The following is a 17,239-nucleotide window of genomic DNA, read 5'->3' on the forward strand; positions in this document are numbered from 1 at the left end:
TCAGGCCACCGTGATAGTCCGGAACGCGCCCGGTCCGAACCTTGCCGAGATCTGGGCCACCGAAACCTCGAAGGGCCGCACCGCGCCATCCGCGCTCTGCTGCGCCGCCGGATAGGTCCATTCCGGCTGGGCGACCATTTGTTCGCGCAATACCGTGCCATCCTTGCTGGCCCTTACCAGGTAGGATTCGCTTTCCTCACCCAGCGGAACGTCGGTCAATGTCCAATCGTCTCCGTCAATGCGGCTGCGGCGTATCCACCGCGCCGTCAGGCTGCCCGCGGTCTCGGCCACGCGCAGATGCGCCGGGGCATAGGGCCGCAGACCTATCCCGTCAAAGGCTTCGACCAGATGCGTGTAAGACGGATCGTCATATCCGCGCCGCGCTGGCCCTATCCGGTAATGGCGGGCAACCCTGCGTTGCGAACTGCTCAGCCCGATCTGCACCACCCGTGGGTCGATCAGCACGAAAAGCGACCCCGCAGGCCAGACATCGGGCATGATCCCATCCGTTCCAGCCTGTCCGCGCAACCGGTTGCGCAACAGATAGGTATCCGGCGCAATCAATTCGGCATCGGTGAACTGGAACACCTCCCAATTGCCTGAGGATCCGTCGCCGATCGCCGCAAGGTTCTTGCCGTTCAGGATCGCCTCAAGCGGGCGCGTTTCCAAGGCTCCGGCGACCAGCTTTACCTGCACCGCCGGGCCGCGATCCCACAACCCGACAGCCGCCCGTTGCAGCGGCGATTCCGTCATCCCGATCACCGCGCGAGAGGCCAGGATCTCGTCCAGCTCATAGCCCTCGTCGGAATCCGAGGAATAGAGCGCCACGGTGCCCGGCCAGGGTTGCGCCGTCACCGCGATATGGGGCGCGTGCGGCACCTCGTCCCCGCTCAACAGCGGCAGGTCCAGAAACACCGGCAAGACCGGCACCGGTGGCACAAACTCCTGCGATACGGGGCGGTCTTCGGCCATATCTGACGGCAGATACACGTTCGGCTCGATCCGCACCGCCTCGACCAGCTGCAACTCGGCCTGTTCGATCCGGTCCAACCGGAACAGGCTGGAGGTTTCGCCATCGGCGGCGGGCAGGCTCACGATATCGCCCGCGCCCAGCGCCATGTGCGACGGCGGCAAAGCGAAACGAACCGCCTCCCGCGCCACCCGCGCCTCTGCCAGCCAGCGTTCCACCGTCTGCCGCCCCTCGGCCCGGGTCATCGCCAGCGGCATCTCGCTCGACGAGACCGCATGCGTCGCCGCATCGGGGAGCACCGCCTCTTCCGAGACCACATCGTGGTTGGCATCCGCCTGCACGAACCGGAGCCGCACCCGGCCATTCATCTCGACTTCGGCATCGCGCCGATAGGCGCGGTCACCCTCGATCTCGTCATGCACCGCCAGCAGTTCGGGATCCAATACCACCGGCTCCAGCCCGTCGCGCAGGCGGAACACCAGGGCCCCGTCCCGCTCGATGGCATCGAACCCATACCGCAGCATCAGCGGTTGCAGCGCCGCCCGCGCGTCGCTGACCTGATCCACCACATAACCGCGCACGATTCCCCACAACCGGCTGACATCGATCTCCGTCAACCCGGCACGTCCGCAGATCTCGCGCACCACCGCCGCCAGCGTCCGGTTGCCGCTGCGCCCGTTCAGCCAGTGACCCCGGGCATAGTTCGCCCCGTCGGACCACAGGTCGCGATTGTTCGGAAAGGCCGGAAACGGCCGCGCATCCCAGGCCCAGACATAAGCATTGTCCAGGTCGATCATCGGGCCGCCATACTCTTCGGACACCGGATTGGCCGCCGGATCGCCCCAATAGCCCAGCACCGCCCGCAGATACTGCACCTGTATCAGGTCGTCGCGCGCGCCATTCGAATGCTTCGGCAGGCTCGATTCCGAGGATTTCGGATCGAGAAACTTGTTGGGCTGATTGGTTCCCTTGTCCACCGCGGCACAACCCAGTTCGGTGAACCAGACCGGTTTCGACTGCGGCACCCAATCGGTGGGCAACGCCTGCCGGACACCGCCGATCCGCTCGTGATGGCTGTTCAGCCACCAGTTGCGAATATCCTTGTACCGCCAGATCCAGGCCTCGTCATGCGCCTGGTCGGTGATTGGCGTGCGGATCTGCGCCGCCTCCGCCTCGGGCGAGTGATAGTACCAATCGTAGCCTTCCCCGCCTTCGACATTGCTGCGCAGATAACTCTGCTCATAGATCGCCGCAGCCCCGGCCAACGCGTCGGCATGACCGGGCGCATCGCGCCAGTCGGACAGCGGCATGTAATTGTCGATCCCGACAAAGTCGATGTTGGCATCCGCCCATAGCGGGTCCAGGTGGAAATACCGGTCGCCGCTGCCATCCTGCGGCTGATATCCGAAATACTCGCTCCAGTCAGCAGCATAGCCAATCTTGGTCTCTGGTCCCAGGATAGATCGCACCTCGGCCGCAAGCGCCCGCAATTCCGCAACCGCCGGAAAGCCAGCCAAGCCTCTGATTTGGGTCAGCCCGCGCATCTCGGAGCCGATGCAAAAGGACGCAACCCCGCCCGCCGCCGCACAGAGCGCGGCATAATGCAGAATGAACCGCCGCATTCCCCAGTCCCCCGATGGACCGGTATAGGTCACCACCCCGTCGGCGACGGTGAAATCGGTCGCACTCGCCGCGCCGAAAAACGCCGCCACCTCCGCATCGGCAGCGGCACTCTGGTCCGGCGAGCCCGGCTGACCCGGCGCCACGCTCAACGTGATCCGCCCGCGCCACGGCAGATGCGCCTGCCCCTCACCCCCGGTCCAGGGGTCGGGCAAGGCATTGCCCTCGAGCTGATCCATCAGGATGAACGGGTAAAACATCACCCGATGACCGCTGTCATTCATGTGCCGGATCGCTTCGACCACTGCCGCATCCGCGGGTGTGCCGCCATAGATCGGCCTGTCCGCCTCCCGCGCGATCTCCTCCGCAGTTGCGCGTGTCATGCCGGATACCCGCCAGGGCATGTTGGCCCCGTCGATCTCCTTACGCTCGACCTTGGGCTTGATCTCGCATGAAGCACACCGCAGGTCGCCACCAAACCACGACACCACCAGCGACGTTGCTCCAGTTCCCGGCAACTCGTCCCGCAAGCCCTCCATCGAGGTGACGAAATCGGTCTGGCCCGAGGGCGAGTTCGAATTGGCCGCCCAATAGCTGCCCGGTCCGTTGGAATAGTTCACCTGCGTCGTGGCCAGCGAATACTCCCCCGTTCCCGGGATCACCGCCACCGCCCGGACCAGTTGCGCCAGGCTCTCGGAATAGTCCGAACTACCCGGCTGCTCGACCCGCACCACCTCAAAGGAAAACTGCGGTACCCGGTTGCCGAACCGGTCCAGCGCCAGATTCTCGAACACCACATAGGCGGTGCCGCGATAGGCGGGCACCATATCCGCCCCCTCGATCGCCTCCAGCAACGGGTCGGGCAACTGGTCCCCGGTGCCGCGATAGACGCGCATGTCCAACTCGGCGGGCGCGATCTCCTCGCCATCCGCCCAGATCCGCCGTACGCCCGCGATCTCGCCCTCGCACAGCGCCACCGCCAGCGAGACCGAGTAACTGTAGGTCGTCGTCTTGGGCTGCGACCGCCCCCCCTTGCCGCCACCGCTAACGGTGGTGGTCTCGACAAAATCCGAGGCCCAGATCACCTGACCGCCGACACGCATTCGGCCATGAACCAGGGCAACCGGGTTGCCCTCGCCGGAATTGGTCAGGCGGAACCGGTCCACCTTGCCGGTCTCTACCGCCGATGCCCCGGATCCCAGCAGTCGCTGGTCGATCACCCGGCCCAGCGTGGCCCCCACCGCCCGCCCCAGAACAACCGAGGACAGGCCCGCGACCGTTCCTCCAATCGAGCCGCCGATGGCCGCACCCGCAGCAGAAAGAAGTATCGTCGCCATCAGCACACCTCCATGGGAAATTCGAACCGGGCCACCACGCGCCGCATCCACGGCGCGCTGAGCGGGCTTTCCACCACACCATGCCCGCTATAGGCGTGGATGAACCGGGGACAGGTCCCCGTCGCCGAGACGATGCCCAGATGTTTTGCCACGCTGCCCGCCCGCATCCGGAACAGCAGCACCTCGCCCAGGGCCATGTCAGCCCCCGCAACCTCGCGCAGATGCCGTCGCGCCGCCGCCCACAGGCGCTCTTCGCCCTGCGGCTCGGACCAGTCCATGGAGTAGGCCGGCACCGCCTCGGGCTCGCCCCCGTTCAGCTCGCGCCAGACGCCCCGGATCAGGCCCAGGCAATCGCTGCCCGCGCCTCGGACCGAGCATTGATGACGGTAAGGCGTGCCCAACCAGTGCCGGGCCACGCCCACGATCCTGTCGCTATGAGTCCTCATCGCAGGCTCCCGCCGGTATTGGCGCCGGTCCGTTTCGGCGTCGCGATCACCCAATCCTCGCGTGGGAGATCGGGAAACCCCTGAAAGTTCAACAGATTGTTGAACTTCAACCGGCAGGTCTCCATCCGCTTGTCACAGCCCGCGCCCAGGCGCACCGCGTCGCCCGCCCGGATGCCGCCCCGCATCGGCTCCCACAGCTCGATCTCGCGCTGCCCGTCGACGATCCGGTCGCTTTTGATCAGCGCCCAGAGACCCTTTGCCGACCCGTCCAGAACGTCGATCCGCCCGCGCTGAAACCAGCCCGGCTCGAACCCGTCAAGCGAGGGCCAGCGAAACAGGCGCGCCTCTTCCATCTCGCCCACCACCAGATCGGTGGCGTAACCCGGCGTGGCCATTTCGAACCGACACCGGGCATCGCCCAGCACAGCGGTGCAGGGTTTCTGATAGACCCGCCCCAGAGGCTGGTTCAGCACATCCGTCAACCCGCGCAGCTCGGCATGGAACGCCCCGCCGCCCCGGCGCAGTTCTCCGATAGAGCCGCGAAACTGCAACCAGCGCTGCTCGGGTTCCGCCCAGTTCACCAGCCAGGACAGCACCTCGGCGCCATCGAACCGGCCCGCCTCGATATCCTCCTCGCGCACCGCCGCATCGCTGAGCGCGCCCAGCGCCTCGGAATTGTCCACCGACAGGCCGGTACTCTGCTCCAGCGCCGCCGCCGACAACCCGCTGTCGGCCTTGAAACTGACGCCCTCAAAACTCAGCGCCCGATCATGGTCGGTAAACCCGAATGTCTCGCCATCCTTGCGCCGAATGGCCCAGCACCGGCACAGAGTGGTCACCCCGCGCGCCAGATGGGCCTGCAAGGCCTCGCTTACTCCGCCCATCAGACCCGCACCTCGACCACAGGCACATTGGGCACGTCGCCCGCCCGGAAGCTGGCGACACTGGTCTGGATCCGGTCGGTGTCGAACCGCACCGGCACGTCGAACTCGAACCCGGCGCGGATCACCGACCCTTCGGTCGGCGGCGTCACAAAACTCACCAGCCCGGTGGTCGTATCCACCTCGTAATCGACGCCCTCCTTCATCTCGTCCTGGTCGATGCCCACCCGCACGCTGCCCAGCACCGGCTTGGCAATCGGCCGCGCATAGCTGAACTGTCCCGAGCGATAGGTCTTGATCAGCGGAAACCGGGTCTCGACACCATCGCCGCTGGCAATCACCTGATCGTCGAACTTGACCTCCACCGAGGCCAGGCTCGACTTGTAGTCCGACCAGTCCTTCCAGCGAAACCCGTACATCTGCCCCTGCCGCGCCTCGAAAAACGCGATCAGCGTCTCGACATCGTCCAGGGACCGCATGCCCACGCCCGCGTCATAGCGGCGCCGCGAATGCGCCCAGGGCGTGTTGCGCTCCTCATACCCGTTGACCAGCGTCACGATATCGGTGCGCCGCTCCGGCCCGCCGACCGAGCCAAAGCTCAGGTTGGCGGGAAATCTGACCTCGTGGAAATTCATCACGCGCTCCCTTCCTCAGCGATTGCGGTTGCCACGCCCCAGGGCGCGGCCCATCTGGGCCGCGATCTGGCCCTGGCTGCGGCGGAACCCCTGCACATCGGGGGTGGTGATGTTCATCACCAGGTTCACCGCCCGGCCGCCGCCACTGTTGCGCACGCCCAGCTTGCCATCGGCGCCGCGTGCCAGCGGCATGATCGCCTCCGGCCCCGCCTCGCCCATCAGCCCCATGCCGCCGCGCATGGGAAAGGCCACCGGCCCGCTGACCACGCCTCCGCTGGCAAAGGGCATCACCCGCCCTTGGCTGAACGACCCGCCATTGGCAAAGGGCAACAGCCCCTGAACCAGCGACCCGACCCCATCCGCGATCAGCCCGCCGAAATGATCGGTCACCGGCTTGATCGCCGCGGAATAGGTGGTCTGGATCATCGACCGCGCGATGGTGTCCAGCGCATCCGACAGCTTCATGCCGTCCAGCACCACACCGTCGAACGCCCGCCTGAGCCCCTTGGACAGACCCCGCTCCAGCGTCAGCACATCCTGTCCGGTCTCGCCCAGCGATGTCCGCACCCGGCGCAGTTCGGCATCAAACCCCGCCGCCATCACGGCGGCATCGCCCAGCGTATCCCCCAGGCTCTCGCCGGTGGCCTGCAATTCGGAAAACCCGTCAGTCTCCGCCATGATCCTCTCCTTTACTCTTGTCCGGCCAGGCCGCCAGCAAGGCGTCCAGCCCGGCCCGGTTCATCGGCGCGGCGCCCGCGCCCTGCCCCAGCATCAGCCGCAGCTCGGCCGGGGTCAGGCGCCAGAACGCCTCGGGCGTCAGCCGCAGCCCCAGCATCCCGGCCCGCATCAGCGCGGGCCAGTCGAACCCGCTCATGTCTCGCCCGGCAGCATGAAGGCGCGCGCCAGCAGCTCTGCCGCCGCCCGCGCCGCCGCCATTGGACCGCCCGCGATCTCGGCGCGCAGCAGGCTCGCCTGCGTCACCTCGGCCCCGCCACCGCGCAGCCCCGCAACGACCAGCGCCAGCACATCGCGGCTGGAAAACGCGCCGCCCTCGAACCGCTGCACCAGTTCCACCAGCGAGCCGCTCTCCAGCTCGGCCTCCAACTCGGCCAACGCACCCAGCGTCAGCTTCAGCACCCGCCGCTGCCCGTCGATGACCAGGGCCACCTCTCCCGTCCACGGATTGGCCATGATCAGATCGCGGTAAAGGCGAGCGCACCGGCACTGGCCAGGCTCACCTCATAGGTCGCCTCGCCATTATGGCTGCCCGCATAGTCGATGCCGGTCACCTGGAACGGCCCCTCGACAATGCCGAAATCGGGGATGATCACCTGGAAATCCGGCGTCTCGCCGTCAAAGAACAGCTGCCGCGCCCGCTCGTCGGTGCCCGCATCCTTGAACACGCCCGAGCCCGAGATCGAGGCCGACTTGACCCCCGCCCCCGACAGCAGCTCGCGCCAGCCGCCCTGGCTTTCCAGACTGGTGATATCCACGCTCTCGGCGTTAAAGCTCACGCGGGTCGCACGCAGCCCCGCGATGGTTTCGAACTGGCGCGTGCCGTTCATGTCCACTTTGACCAGCAGGTCCTTACCGTTCTGGGCACCCATGATGTTACTCCACGTTCAGGTTGATCAATTGTCTTCGACGCGGGCGCGGAACCGCAGATCGATCTGCCGCACCGCGCCCCCCGTTCCGGTCCGCCGGGCCGAGGCCCGGTCGAACCACAGCCCCACCAGACGCCCGCGCGCCAGGCTCAGCGCCGCATCGTCCAGCACATCGCTTATCGCGCCCGCCAGCGTCTTGGCCCCAGCGAACCCTGCCGCCTCCGAGATCACCGAGACGGTGAACCTGTGCTCGGCCCCCTCGCCGCTCTGATCCGAGGCGTCGCGCACCTCTTCCGGACCCAGCAGCACATAGGTCTGCGGCAGCGTGCCCGAGGGCAGCGCATCGTAAATGTCCGTCCCCACCAGGGCCGCCACCCCGGCATCCGCCAGCAGGTGCTGATACACCGCCGCCTGCAACGCCGCCGCCACGCCATAGCTCATGCCGCTACCTCCTCATCCGCAAAACAGGTCAGAAACCGGCCATCCGGGTCATGATCGGACACCGCGCGGATGACAAAGACCCGCGCGCCATCGGTCAGCCGCTGCTCGGGCGCGGGCCGCATGCTCGACCCCTGCGGCGCCGCGCGCACCGTGATCCGGTAGGCCACGCGCGAGCGGGACGCCCCGGCCTCGAACCGCTCGGCGCCGCTGCGCGCGCTCACCTCGGCCCAGAGCGTGCCCAGCACATTCCAGCTTTCGGTGAAGCCGCCCGCGCCATCGGCCGCCCGCGCGGGCGCCTCCAGCACCAGACGCCGGTTCAGATGCGGCGCCTTCATTGCACCACTCCCGAGCCGAACCGCACCGTCCGATAGCGCTGGATCAGGCTGGTCACCCCAAACGGCATGCAGCCATCGCTCAGCGCGGTCTCGTGCCGGTATTCATAGTAATGCGCGGCGAGCAGCAGCACCGCCTGCCCCAGGTCCGCGGGCAACCCGCCCCAGTCGGGCGCCATGCCCGCCAGCAGAACGATCTCCGCCGCGCCCCCCGTGGGCACCGTCGGCAACAGCGCGCCCGCCGGGCGCAGCCGGGGCCGCTGGCTGTCACGCTCCAGCCGATAGGCGGCGCCAGCCAGCACCGTCTCGCCGCCGCCCGCATCGCGCAACGTCACCGAGACCACCGACTGCACCGGTGCCACCGGCAGAACCTCGCCCGTCTGGTCGCGCCAGCCATAGACCGTCCACGAGAACTGACGGGAGATCAGTACCTTGCCCGTCCGCGCCTCGATTGCTGCAATCGCCGCCCGCAGAAACCCGTTCAGCACCCCGTCCTGAACGTCATCCTCGGCAAACCCGGTGCCCAGCCGCAAATGCGCCTTGAACTCGGCCACCGGCAGCGCGGCGTCGGGAACGGCTGTCTCTTCGATCAACATCATCAATTCACTCCGCAAGCTCGGGCCCCTCCGGGCCATTCGTCTCTGGTCATGCGGGCCCGCGCCGCCTCGCGTTGCTCGGACGGAGGGGGAGCAGCTAGACAACGCCAGGAAAACCGGCGCGCGCCCGCATCCGGGGCCGGTTACCCGGCCCCGGACCCGGCTACGCTCAGGCGACGCCGAATTTCAGCAGCTTGATCGCGGCAAAGTCGCTCACATCGCCGCCCACGCGCTTGGTCGCATAGAACAGCACATGCGGCTTGGCGCTGAACGGGTCGCGCAGCACCCGCAGGTCGGGGCGCTCGGCCACGGTATAACCGGCACCAAAATCGCCAAACGCGATGGAATAGCTGTCGGTCGCCGGATCCGGCATGTCCTCGGCAATCACCACCGGGTAGCCCATCAGCCGCGCGGGCTCTCCTGCGGCCAGACCGTCCGACCACAGGAAGCGGCCATCGGCATCCTTCAGCTTTCGGATCACACCGGCGGTCTTCGAGTTCATCACAAACGCGCCGTTGGCCCGGTACTGCGCGCCCAGCGCATAGACCAGGTCGACCACATCGTCGGCATCGACACCTCCGGCCACGCCCGAGGCGACATAGCCCAGATTGCCCCAGGCCCAGCTGTCATTCTCGACCGCCGGATGATCCAGGAAACCGCGCGGCTTGTTCACCCCGTCGCCATTGATGAAACTGTCCGCCTCGGCGCGCGCGAACTTGTCGGCGATCCGGTTCGCCAGCCAACCCTCGATATCGAACGCGCTGTCGTCCAGCAGACGCTGGCTCGCCTTGGGCAACGCGCTCAGCTCGTGCAGCGGGATCGAGATGCGGTCGATCGACGGCGTCCCGGTCTCGGTGGCCGCCGCGGTCTCGTCCGCCCAACCCGCGCCGATATCGGTATGGTCGATCAGCACGTCGAACGAGTTCGCCTGCACATTCACCACCGACGCGATCGACCGGATCGAGGCGGTCGAATGCAGCACCGACTTTATGCGCTCGGCGGTCTGCGGATCGACCAGGAAGCCACCGTCGCTGTTGATCGCGGTGGACATGGCCTTGCCTTCCAGAACCAGCCCGCGCAGCGCGTCGTCGTCGCCCGAACGCAGGTAGGCGTCGAACGCCTTCTGATGCGGCGCACCCTCGTCATGAGAGGCGGCCAGATGCGGACGCGCCGCAAGTTGAGATTTACGATCCAGCATGGTCAGTCGCTCTTCCGTCTGTTGCAGTTTGGTTTCAAGTTCGGTCTGAAACCCCTTGAATTCACTCACGAAGCCAGCCATCGCCCGCTTCACCTCCTGAACCAGGGGCACACCCTCTCCGGCCAAGGCCGGGACATCGGTCTTGCTCATCGGCACGTCCTTTCTGGGTGGGTTGCGGCGCGCTTACCTTCGCGCCAGTTCCTGCCGGGCGCTGTCGAACAGCTCGGCAATGCTGCGCCAGGTCCATTCTGCCTCGGGGGATGTCCCCTTGGCCGCGACCCGGGCACTGGGCAGCATGGGAAAGGTCACCAGTGACACTTCCCACAGCTCCAGTTCGGTCAAGAGCCGCTGGCCCTTGTCATTCTTCATGGCCCGCCGGGTGCGATAGCCGATCGACAGCCCGTCCAGCGCCCCGGCCCGGATCAGCGCCGCCGCCTCGCGGCCCTTCTGGGTGCTCTCCAGCAACCGGCCCTTGACCCACAGGCCGCGTGCATCCTCGCGCACCTCGTCCCAGACGCCGATCGGCTGCGCCGGGTCGTGCTGCCACAGCATCTTGACCCGCTGTCCCCCGGCCTCCAGCGCCTTAAGCGAGGCGGCATAAGCCCCCGCCTGCACATTGTCGCCGCCCTGGTCGGTCTGCCCGAACAGGCTGGCATAGCCTTCGATCACCGCATCCTCGCTGACCGTCAGACCCTCGCCAAACCGGGCGAACTTGTGCTCCAGCCCCGTATTCACATCCATGACCTACTCCTTGTAATCCACTGAAACCTCAGGGTGTAACCACCAGGAACGATTGAAAAACCTGCGCCAGGATCGCCCCCGCGACGCCGTAGACCGTCAGCCACAACCGCCGCTCCAGCCGCTCCAGCACCTCGTCCAGCTGATCCAGCCGGCGACACAGATGCTCGTGTTGCAGGGCCGAGACCCGCTCATGCGCCTCCAGCCGCAGCCCCGGCGCGCAGTCAAACGGCGCATAGCCCGGCCCCTCAGCCATCGGCGCCCTCCACCAGCGGCGGCAGACCCAGAATCGCCCGTTTCTCGGCGCCGGTCAGAAAATCCGCCGCCGTCACCCGCGCCCATTGCGCGTCGCGCTCGGCGGCCAGCGCCGGCACCTGGTCCAGATCGGGTTTCAGCGCCAGCGCCTCGCCCGCAAACCCCGACAGCCATTCCGACAGACCTGCCGCCACCCGCGTCACCAGCGGCAGCACGGTCAGGCGATAGAATGCCCGGTTGGCCTCCTGGTAGTTCGAATAGGTCGCGTCGCCCTGGATACCCAACAGCATCGGCGGCACGCCAAAGGCCAGCGCGATCTCGCGGGCGGCGGCTTCCTTGGTCTTCTGAAACTCCATGTCCGAGGGCGAGAAGCCCATCGGCTTCCAGTCCAGCCCGCCTTCCAGCACCATCGGCCGGCCGGCATTGCGCGCGCCCTGGAAATTCGCCTCGATCTCGTCGGACAGGCGGCGGAACTGGTCCTCGGCCATCACGCCCTGACCGTCCGACCCCTTCCACACCAGCGCGCCCGAGGGTCGCGCCGCATTGTCCAAGAGCGATTTCGACCAGCGCGAGGCGGCGTTATGCACATCCACCGCCATCGCCGCCGCCTGCATCGGCGAAAACCCGTAATGGTCGTCCTGCGGATGAAACGCCTTGATATGACAGATAGAGCCCGCATCGAACCGGTGCGTCTTGGCCCCCACGGTATAGGTATAGGCAACCGGCCAGCCATCCGCCCCCGGCACCACGCTCATCCGGTCCGAGCGCAGCACATGCAGCTCCAACGGCAGGCCGCTTTCACCCGCCACCGCCTCGACATAGGCATTGCCGGTCAGCAACAGCTGCCCGAACAGCGCCTCCATCAGCTCGGCCCGGCCCTGCGCCGCGTTCGGGCGGCGCACCAGCGACAGCATCGGATGGATCTCGTAGCGCTGGCAATGATCCTGCAACACCAGCGGCAGCGCCGCCGCCGCCTCGGCAATCAGCTTGACCGAGCGGAACCCCACCGGATTGCCCGCGAACCCCGTCCGCGTCAGCGAGGCGGTGTCGCGCGGGCTCCAGGCGACGCGCCCGGCATTGTGCCAGGCCACCACCGGTCCGGCGGCGCTCGCCTTGACCTCGGGCGCCTCCGCTCCAGCTCCGCGACGCAGAAAATCAAAGATCATGACGTTTGCTCCTATCTCTGTGCCCCGGCGCCGGATGCGCTCTCGTGGCTTAGTTGACAGGAGTTATCGTCCATGACCGTTCAGGATGCGGAAACAGACCGTTCGCAGGTCGCGCAACACCCTATGGACCGCGTTACAGGAACTCGCCACCGTCGATGACAAAGGCCTGTCCGGTCATAAAGGCCGAGGCATCCGAGGCCAGATAGACAACGCCCTCGGCAATCTCATCGACCGAGGCCCAGCGCCCCATCGGGATCGTCTCGCGCACATAGGATTCCAGCGCCGCCCGGCCGCCCATCTGCTTCTCGAACCCGGCGTTGAACGGCGTGTCGACAAAGCCGGGACAGAGCGCGTTGAACCGGATCGCATGGCGGGCGTAATCCGCCGCCATCTGGCGCACCATGGCCACCGCCGCATGTTTGGTGGTGGCATAGGCGATCATGCCCCGGTCGTATTGCACGCCCGAATTCGACGCGGTCACGATGACGCTGCCGCCGCCCTGCGCCTTCATATGCGGCACCGCCGCGCGCGCGGCCACGAAATGCGACCGCACGTTCAGCGCCCAGGATGCATCCATGGCGGCCGGTTCCACCTCTTCCAGCGTGCCCGCGACCTGCAATCCCGCATGCGAATGCAGCACATCCAGCCGCCCGAACTCCCGCACCGTATCGTCCACCGCAGCGCCCAGCGCCGCGTCACAGGTCACATCCACCGCGCACGCGCGCGCCCCTCCGCCGATCTCCTCGGCCACCGCTCCGGCCAGCGCGCCATCGCGGTCGGTCACCATCACCCGCGCGCCTTCCCGCGCCATGGCAATGGCGCTTGCCCTGCCAATCCCCGACCCCGCCCCGGTCAACAGGGCGACCTTGCCTGCAAGCCGCATGTCGCTGTCTCCTCAGCAGTTTCCCGGTCTCAACCCGATTTCGCCGCGCCCCGCCGCAGCAGGATCTGCGCGATCACCAGCAGCATCAGCGAAGCCGCCATCACCATCGTGCCGATGGCGTTGATCTCGGGCGTCACCCCGCGCCGGATCGACGAAAAAATATAGATCGGCAGCGTGGTCTCGGACCCGGCGACAAAAAACGCGATGATGAAATCGTCAAACGAAAAGGTGAAGCTCAGCAGGAATCCTGCCAGGATCGCCGGCGCGATCAGCGGCAGCGTCACCTGCCGGAACGTGCCCCAGGGCGTCGCGAACAGGTCCTGCGAGGCCTCCAGCAGCGACCGGTCCATCCCCGCGATCCGCGCCCGCACGATGATGATAACCAGCGCCATGGTGAACATCGTATGTGCCGCCACCAGCGTGCCCATGCCCATGTTCAACTGCGGCGCTGCCGCCCCCTCGGGCCAGAGCGCCGCCAGCATCGGGTTCACCCAGCCGAACACGGTGACCAGCGCAATCAGCGTGGCGATCCCGATCACGATGCCCGGGATCATCACCGCGATATAGATCAGCGCATCGAACAGCGTCCGCAGCCAGCCGCTCACCCCCTGCAAGGCAATCGCTGCCATGGTGCCCAGGCTCGCCGCCAGACAGGCGGTCAGGAAGGCCGCGATCAGGCTGGTCTCCAACGCGTCCATGACAAAGGGATTGCTCAGCGCCTTGCCGTACCACTTGGTGGAAAACCCCATGAACTGGCTGGCATGACGACCCGCGTTGAAGCTGAAGACCGCGATCACCCCGATCGGGATATAGAGGAACAGGTAGACTGAGATCGCATAAAGACGCATGCCGCCCTCACATCAGCGAGATATCGTCGCGCTGGCCGCCCAGCCGCGAGATGAATTTCATATAGACCGTCACCGTCACCAGCATGATGATGACCAGCGTCATCGCCACGGCCGAGCCAAAAGCCCAGTTGCGCGATTGCAGGAACAGATCGACCAGCGCGTTGCCGACAAAGAACACCTTGCCGCCGCCCAGGATCGCCGGGATCAGGAACTCGCCCATCAGCAGGATGAAGACCAGCATGCAGCCCGTCGCCACCCCCGGCACCGACAGCGGCAGCGTCACCTGCCAGAATGTCCGGAGCGGCGTCGAGCCGAGATCCGAGGACGCCTCCAGCAGCCGCTTGTCCAGCTTGTCGAGGCTGACAAAGATCGGGAACACCATCAGCGGCAGATAGCCATAGACAATGCCCACCAGCACCGCAAAGGGCGTGTTGATCAGGCGCACATCGTCGATCCCGACCATCGCCAAGAGCGCCGGTATCCCCCGCCCGCCCAGGATGAAAATCCACGCATAAGACCGGATCAGGATCGAGGTCCAGAATGGCACGATCACCAGGATCAACAGGGTCGTACGCCATTTCGGAGAACAGCGCACGGCCAGGTAATAGGCCAGCGGATAGGCGATCAGCAAAGCCGCCACCGTCCCCAGCGGCGCCAGGATCAGCGTGTTCTTGAACGCCGTCCAGCGCGCCGGAAGATTGGCATATTGCTCCAGCGTCAGGGCCGGAACATAGCCGCCCGCCGCCCCGCGCTCTCCGAAAGAGAAGATGAAAACCACCACCAGCGGCAGCACCAGCATGACCAACAGCCAGATCCCCGCCGGGGCCAGCAACACGCCATTTCTTCCAAGCTGCCGCATCGGGTGCCCCTTCTCTTTCGGATTGCCTCGGGCCGGTCAGGCCGACTTGAACCGGGCCAGCAGTTCAGCCCGGTTCGGGTCGGTCAGGGTCGCCGCCGCACCGAATTCAAGCGCGCTGAGCAGGTCCGCCGCCGGATACAGGATCGGATCTTCCAGAAGTTCCTTGGGCAAGAGCGCATTGGTGCGCGCATCCGCCGAAGGATAACCATGCGCCAGCACTTCCTTGGCGTTCACCGCCGGATCAAGCAGGAAGTTGATCAGCGCATAGGCCGCGTCCATATGCGGCGCGCCCTTCGGGATCGCATAGTAATCCGACCACAGCTCGCCGCCTTCCTTGCCCAGGACATAAACGATCTCGGGCATGTCGACATTCATCTGCTTGCCGTCACCGGTCCAGCACATGGTCATCCAGGCATCGCCATTGCGCATCGGCGGCTGATAATCCGACGAGATCGCAAACAGGTGCGGCTTGGCATCAAGCAGCAGCTTCTCGGCATCCGCCAGTTCCTTCTCATCCACCGAGTTGAAGGAATAACCGAAGTATTTCAGCGCATTGCCGATGGTCGTCAGCTGATAGTCATGCACCATCGTGCGACCGGAATAGGCCCCCATCGTAAGGTCCCAGAATTCCTTCCAGGTGGTCGGCGTCGGCGCCCCGTCCAGCTTGCCAGTATTGATGGCATAGCCCGTCGTGCCCCAGTTCTTGGGCACCGCGTAAAGCGTACCGTTCACGCTGCCCGCATCCGAGAACCGCTGCTCGAACGATCCCGCGTCGTAATTCGACAGTTTCGACGTATCCAGCGGGATGATCAGATCCTCGTCCACATAGGTCGTGATGGTATAGTTGGTGGGCACGAACACGTCCCAACCCGATCCGCCCGCCTGAAGCTTGGCCAGCATCTCTTCGTTCGAGCCAAAGACATTGACCTGCACATGTGCACCGGTCGCCTCGGTAAAGGCGTCGAAATTGGCCTCGTCATGATAATTGGGCCAGGTGGCCAGGATCACCCGGTCGCCGATATCTCCGGCGGCCCAGGCCGGCCGCGGCCGCAGGCCGGGCACCGCCGCCCCCATGACCGCGCTGGCCACACCCAGCCCGGTTACACCCAGGAAATGCCGGCGCGTCACCGAGCCTTTCTGATAGCGGCGGAATTCCTCCATGAACCGCTTCTTCGAAATCGTTCCGTCGTCTTTGGACATGACAACCTCTCTGTTGCTTGGGGTGACTGTTTTTACTGTTCAAGGATCAGAAGCGCGGTTTCATCCCAAGAAACAAAGGCTTCCTCTCCCACATTGAACGTCCCCGCGTTCAATTCCGATTGCCTGGGCACCAGAACCAGGATGTCTCCCAGCGATTGGCTCCGCACCAGGTATTCCGTATGTTCGCCCAGAAAGATCCGGTTCAGGATGCTCACCGGCTCGGCTGCGCCTGCCTCGGGTGCGTCCCGCGACAACGCGATCTGCTCGGGGCGGATGCTGACACAGACCTCCTGCCCAGTCTTGACCGCAAAGCCCGGCTTGCCGCGCACCTGCTGACCTCCGGCCAGCCGTGCCGCAACATCGTCCGGCCCCGCCTCGGCCACCACCGCGTCAAAGAAATTCGACGTGCCGACAAACCCCGCCACATAGCGGCTGCGCGGGTTGTCATACAACTCGCGCGGCGTGCCCACCTGCACGATCCGGCCGCCGTTCATGACGCAGATGCGATCCGACATCGACAGCGCCTCTTCCTGGTCATGCGTGACCAGCACAAAGGTGATCCCAAGCCGCCGCTGAAGGTCCTGCAACTCGATCTGCATTTCCTTGCGCAGCTTGCGGTCCAGCGCCGCCATCGGCTCGTCCAGAAGCAGGATCTTGGGCTCGTTCACAATCGCCCGCGCCAGCGCCACGCGCTGCTGCTGGCCGCCCGACATCTCCCAGATGCGGCGCGGACCAAAGCCCTCCAGCCGCACGATCTCCAGCACCTTCTCGACCTTCTCCTTCACCGTGGCGCGGTCGGGTCGGGGCCGACGTTGCCGCAATCCATAGGCGATGTTGTCGAACACGCTCAGATGCGGGAACAGCGCATAATGCTGGAACACCATGTTCACCGGCCGGTTATGCGCCGCGACATGGTTCACCACCTCGCCATCCAGCAGCACCTCGCCCTCGGTCGGCGCCTCGAACCCCGCCAGCATCCGCAGCGCCGTGGTCTTGCCACAGCCCGAAGGCCCCAGAAACGACAGAAACTCGCCCTCCGCAATGGAGAGGTTCAGATCGCTGGCCGCAACAACAGGCCCGAATGTCTTGGTCAGGCCCCGGAATTCCGCGATGGTTCGCACGGCTGCGCTCATGTCGAAACTCATATGCTCTTGTTTTCCCTGTACTTGTCTTTTTTGCGATTCCAGATATACCGCTTAGACAGGGATATTTTTGCAAGAAACTCGTTTT

The 17,239-nt window shown here is 65.8% G+C and carries 20 protein-coding genes; all 20 read right to left on the reverse strand.

The genetic code is table 11. The annotated features are described in order from the left end of the window. The 20 genes from OE747_RS01450 to OE747_RS01545 all read right to left on the reverse strand — a co-directional run bounded on the left by OE747_RS01450 (position 1) and on the right by OE747_RS01545 (position 17,142). Positions 1-3,927 carry a baseplate multidomain protein megatron gene (locus OE747_RS01450; protein WP_263826832.1) on the reverse strand — a complete coding sequence of 1,309 codons (3,927 nt, stop codon included), beginning with the start codon at positions 3,925-3,927 and terminating at the stop codon, positions 1-3. After that, positions 3,927-4,373 carry a C40 family peptidase gene (locus tag OE747_RS01455; RefSeq protein ID WP_263826833.1) on the reverse strand — a complete coding sequence of 149 codons (447 nt, stop codon included), beginning with the start codon at positions 4,371-4,373 and terminating at the stop codon, positions 3,927-3,929. Before OE747_RS01455 ends, OE747_RS01450 begins: the two co-directional genes overlap by 1 nt. Then, complete coding sequence (locus OE747_RS01460) at positions 4,370-5,257, reverse strand: DUF2163 domain-containing protein (protein ID WP_263826834.1); 888 nt, start codon at positions 5,255-5,257, stop codon at positions 4,370-4,372. The genes OE747_RS01455 and OE747_RS01460 overlap by 4 nt, the downstream gene beginning before the upstream one ends. Further along, positions 5,257-5,889: a DUF2460 domain-containing protein gene (locus OE747_RS01465; RefSeq protein WP_263826835.1), complete on the reverse strand. Its 633-nt coding sequence runs from the start codon at positions 5,887-5,889 to the stop codon at positions 5,257-5,259. Before OE747_RS01465 ends, OE747_RS01460 begins: the two co-directional genes overlap by 1 nt. A 15-nt stretch (positions 5,890-5,904) precedes the next feature. Then, entirely contained in the window at positions 5,905-6,567 is a 663-nt protein-coding gene (locus tag OE747_RS01470; RefSeq protein ID WP_263826836.1) for a phage tail tape measure protein, read from the reverse strand. Next, on the reverse strand, positions 6,554-6,763 hold the full coding sequence (locus OE747_RS01475) for a rcc01693 family protein (protein ID WP_263826837.1): 210 nt from the start codon (positions 6,761-6,763) through the stop codon (positions 6,554-6,556). The genes OE747_RS01470 and OE747_RS01475 overlap by 14 nt, the downstream gene beginning before the upstream one ends. Next, positions 6,760-7,080, reverse strand: a complete 321-nt coding sequence (locus tag OE747_RS01480) for a gene transfer agent family protein (RefSeq protein WP_263826838.1) — start codon at positions 7,078-7,080, stop codon at positions 6,760-6,762. Before OE747_RS01480 ends, OE747_RS01475 begins: the two co-directional genes overlap by 4 nt. Before the next feature lie 2 nt (positions 7,081-7,082). Next, complete coding sequence (locus OE747_RS01485; protein WP_263826839.1) at positions 7,083-7,496, reverse strand: phage major tail protein, TP901-1 family; 414 nt, start codon at positions 7,494-7,496, stop codon at positions 7,083-7,085. 24 nt (positions 7,497-7,520) lie between these two features. Further along, entirely contained in the window at positions 7,521-7,934 is a 414-nt protein-coding gene (locus OE747_RS01490) for a DUF3168 domain-containing protein (RefSeq protein WP_263826840.1), read from the reverse strand. Further along, positions 7,931-8,269 carry a phage head closure protein gene (locus OE747_RS01495; protein WP_263826841.1) on the reverse strand — a complete coding sequence of 113 codons (339 nt, stop codon included), beginning with the start codon at positions 8,267-8,269 and terminating at the stop codon, positions 7,931-7,933. The genes OE747_RS01490 and OE747_RS01495 overlap by 4 nt, the downstream gene beginning before the upstream one ends. Continuing rightward, positions 8,266-8,865, reverse strand: coding sequence for a head-tail connector protein (locus tag OE747_RS01500; protein ID WP_263826842.1), 600 nt, complete (start codon positions 8,863-8,865; stop codon positions 8,266-8,268). The genes OE747_RS01495 and OE747_RS01500 overlap by 4 nt, the downstream gene beginning before the upstream one ends. A gap of 166 nt (positions 8,866-9,031) precedes the next feature. Further along, a complete protein-coding gene (locus OE747_RS01505; protein ID WP_263826843.1) occupies positions 9,032-10,210 on the reverse strand; it encodes a phage major capsid protein in 1,179 nt (392 codons plus the stop codon). A 33-nt stretch (positions 10,211-10,243) separates the two neighbouring features. Continuing rightward, the gene (locus tag OE747_RS01510; RefSeq protein WP_263826844.1) at positions 10,244-10,801 is read right to left on the reverse strand and encodes an HK97 family phage prohead protease; all 558 of its coding nucleotides are present in this window, start codon (positions 10,799-10,801) and stop codon (positions 10,244-10,246) included. Positions 10,802-10,829: 28 nt separating this feature from the next. Beyond that, on the reverse strand, positions 10,830-11,054 hold the full coding sequence (locus OE747_RS01515) for a GTA head formation protein, RCAP_rcc01685 family (RefSeq protein ID WP_263388162.1): 225 nt from the start codon (positions 11,052-11,054) through the stop codon (positions 10,830-10,832). After that, a complete protein-coding gene (locus OE747_RS01520) occupies positions 11,047-12,219 on the reverse strand; it encodes a phage portal protein (RefSeq protein WP_263826845.1) in 1,173 nt (390 codons plus the stop codon). The genes OE747_RS01515 and OE747_RS01520 overlap by 8 nt, the downstream gene beginning before the upstream one ends. A 133-nt stretch (positions 12,220-12,352) precedes the next feature. Next, on the reverse strand, positions 12,353-13,102 hold the full coding sequence (locus OE747_RS01525) for an SDR family NAD(P)-dependent oxidoreductase (protein WP_263826846.1): 750 nt from the start codon (positions 13,100-13,102) through the stop codon (positions 12,353-12,355). A gap of 29 nt (positions 13,103-13,131) precedes the next feature. Continuing rightward, positions 13,132-13,950, reverse strand: a complete 819-nt coding sequence (locus tag OE747_RS01530; protein WP_263826847.1) for an ABC transporter permease — start codon at positions 13,948-13,950, stop codon at positions 13,132-13,134. A gap of 7 nt (positions 13,951-13,957) precedes the next feature. After that, positions 13,958-14,809 carry an ABC transporter permease gene (locus tag OE747_RS01535; RefSeq protein ID WP_263826848.1) on the reverse strand — a complete coding sequence of 284 codons (852 nt, stop codon included), beginning with the start codon at positions 14,807-14,809 and terminating at the stop codon, positions 13,958-13,960. Between the two features lie 36 nt (positions 14,810-14,845). Further along, positions 14,846-16,009, reverse strand: a complete 1,164-nt coding sequence (locus OE747_RS01540; RefSeq protein WP_263826849.1) for an ABC transporter substrate-binding protein — start codon at positions 16,007-16,009, stop codon at positions 14,846-14,848. Between the two features lie 32 nt (positions 16,010-16,041). Then, positions 16,042-17,142, reverse strand: a complete 1,101-nt coding sequence (locus OE747_RS01545; protein WP_263826850.1) for an ABC transporter ATP-binding protein — start codon at positions 17,140-17,142, stop codon at positions 16,042-16,044. Positions 17,143-17,239 lie beyond the last annotated feature (97 nt).

Origin of the sequence: Ruegeria aquimaris, assembly GCF_025751555.1 — a bacterium.
Taxonomy (GTDB): domain Bacteria; phylum Pseudomonadota; class Alphaproteobacteria; order Rhodobacterales; family Rhodobacteraceae; genus Ruegeria_B; species Ruegeria_B aquimaris.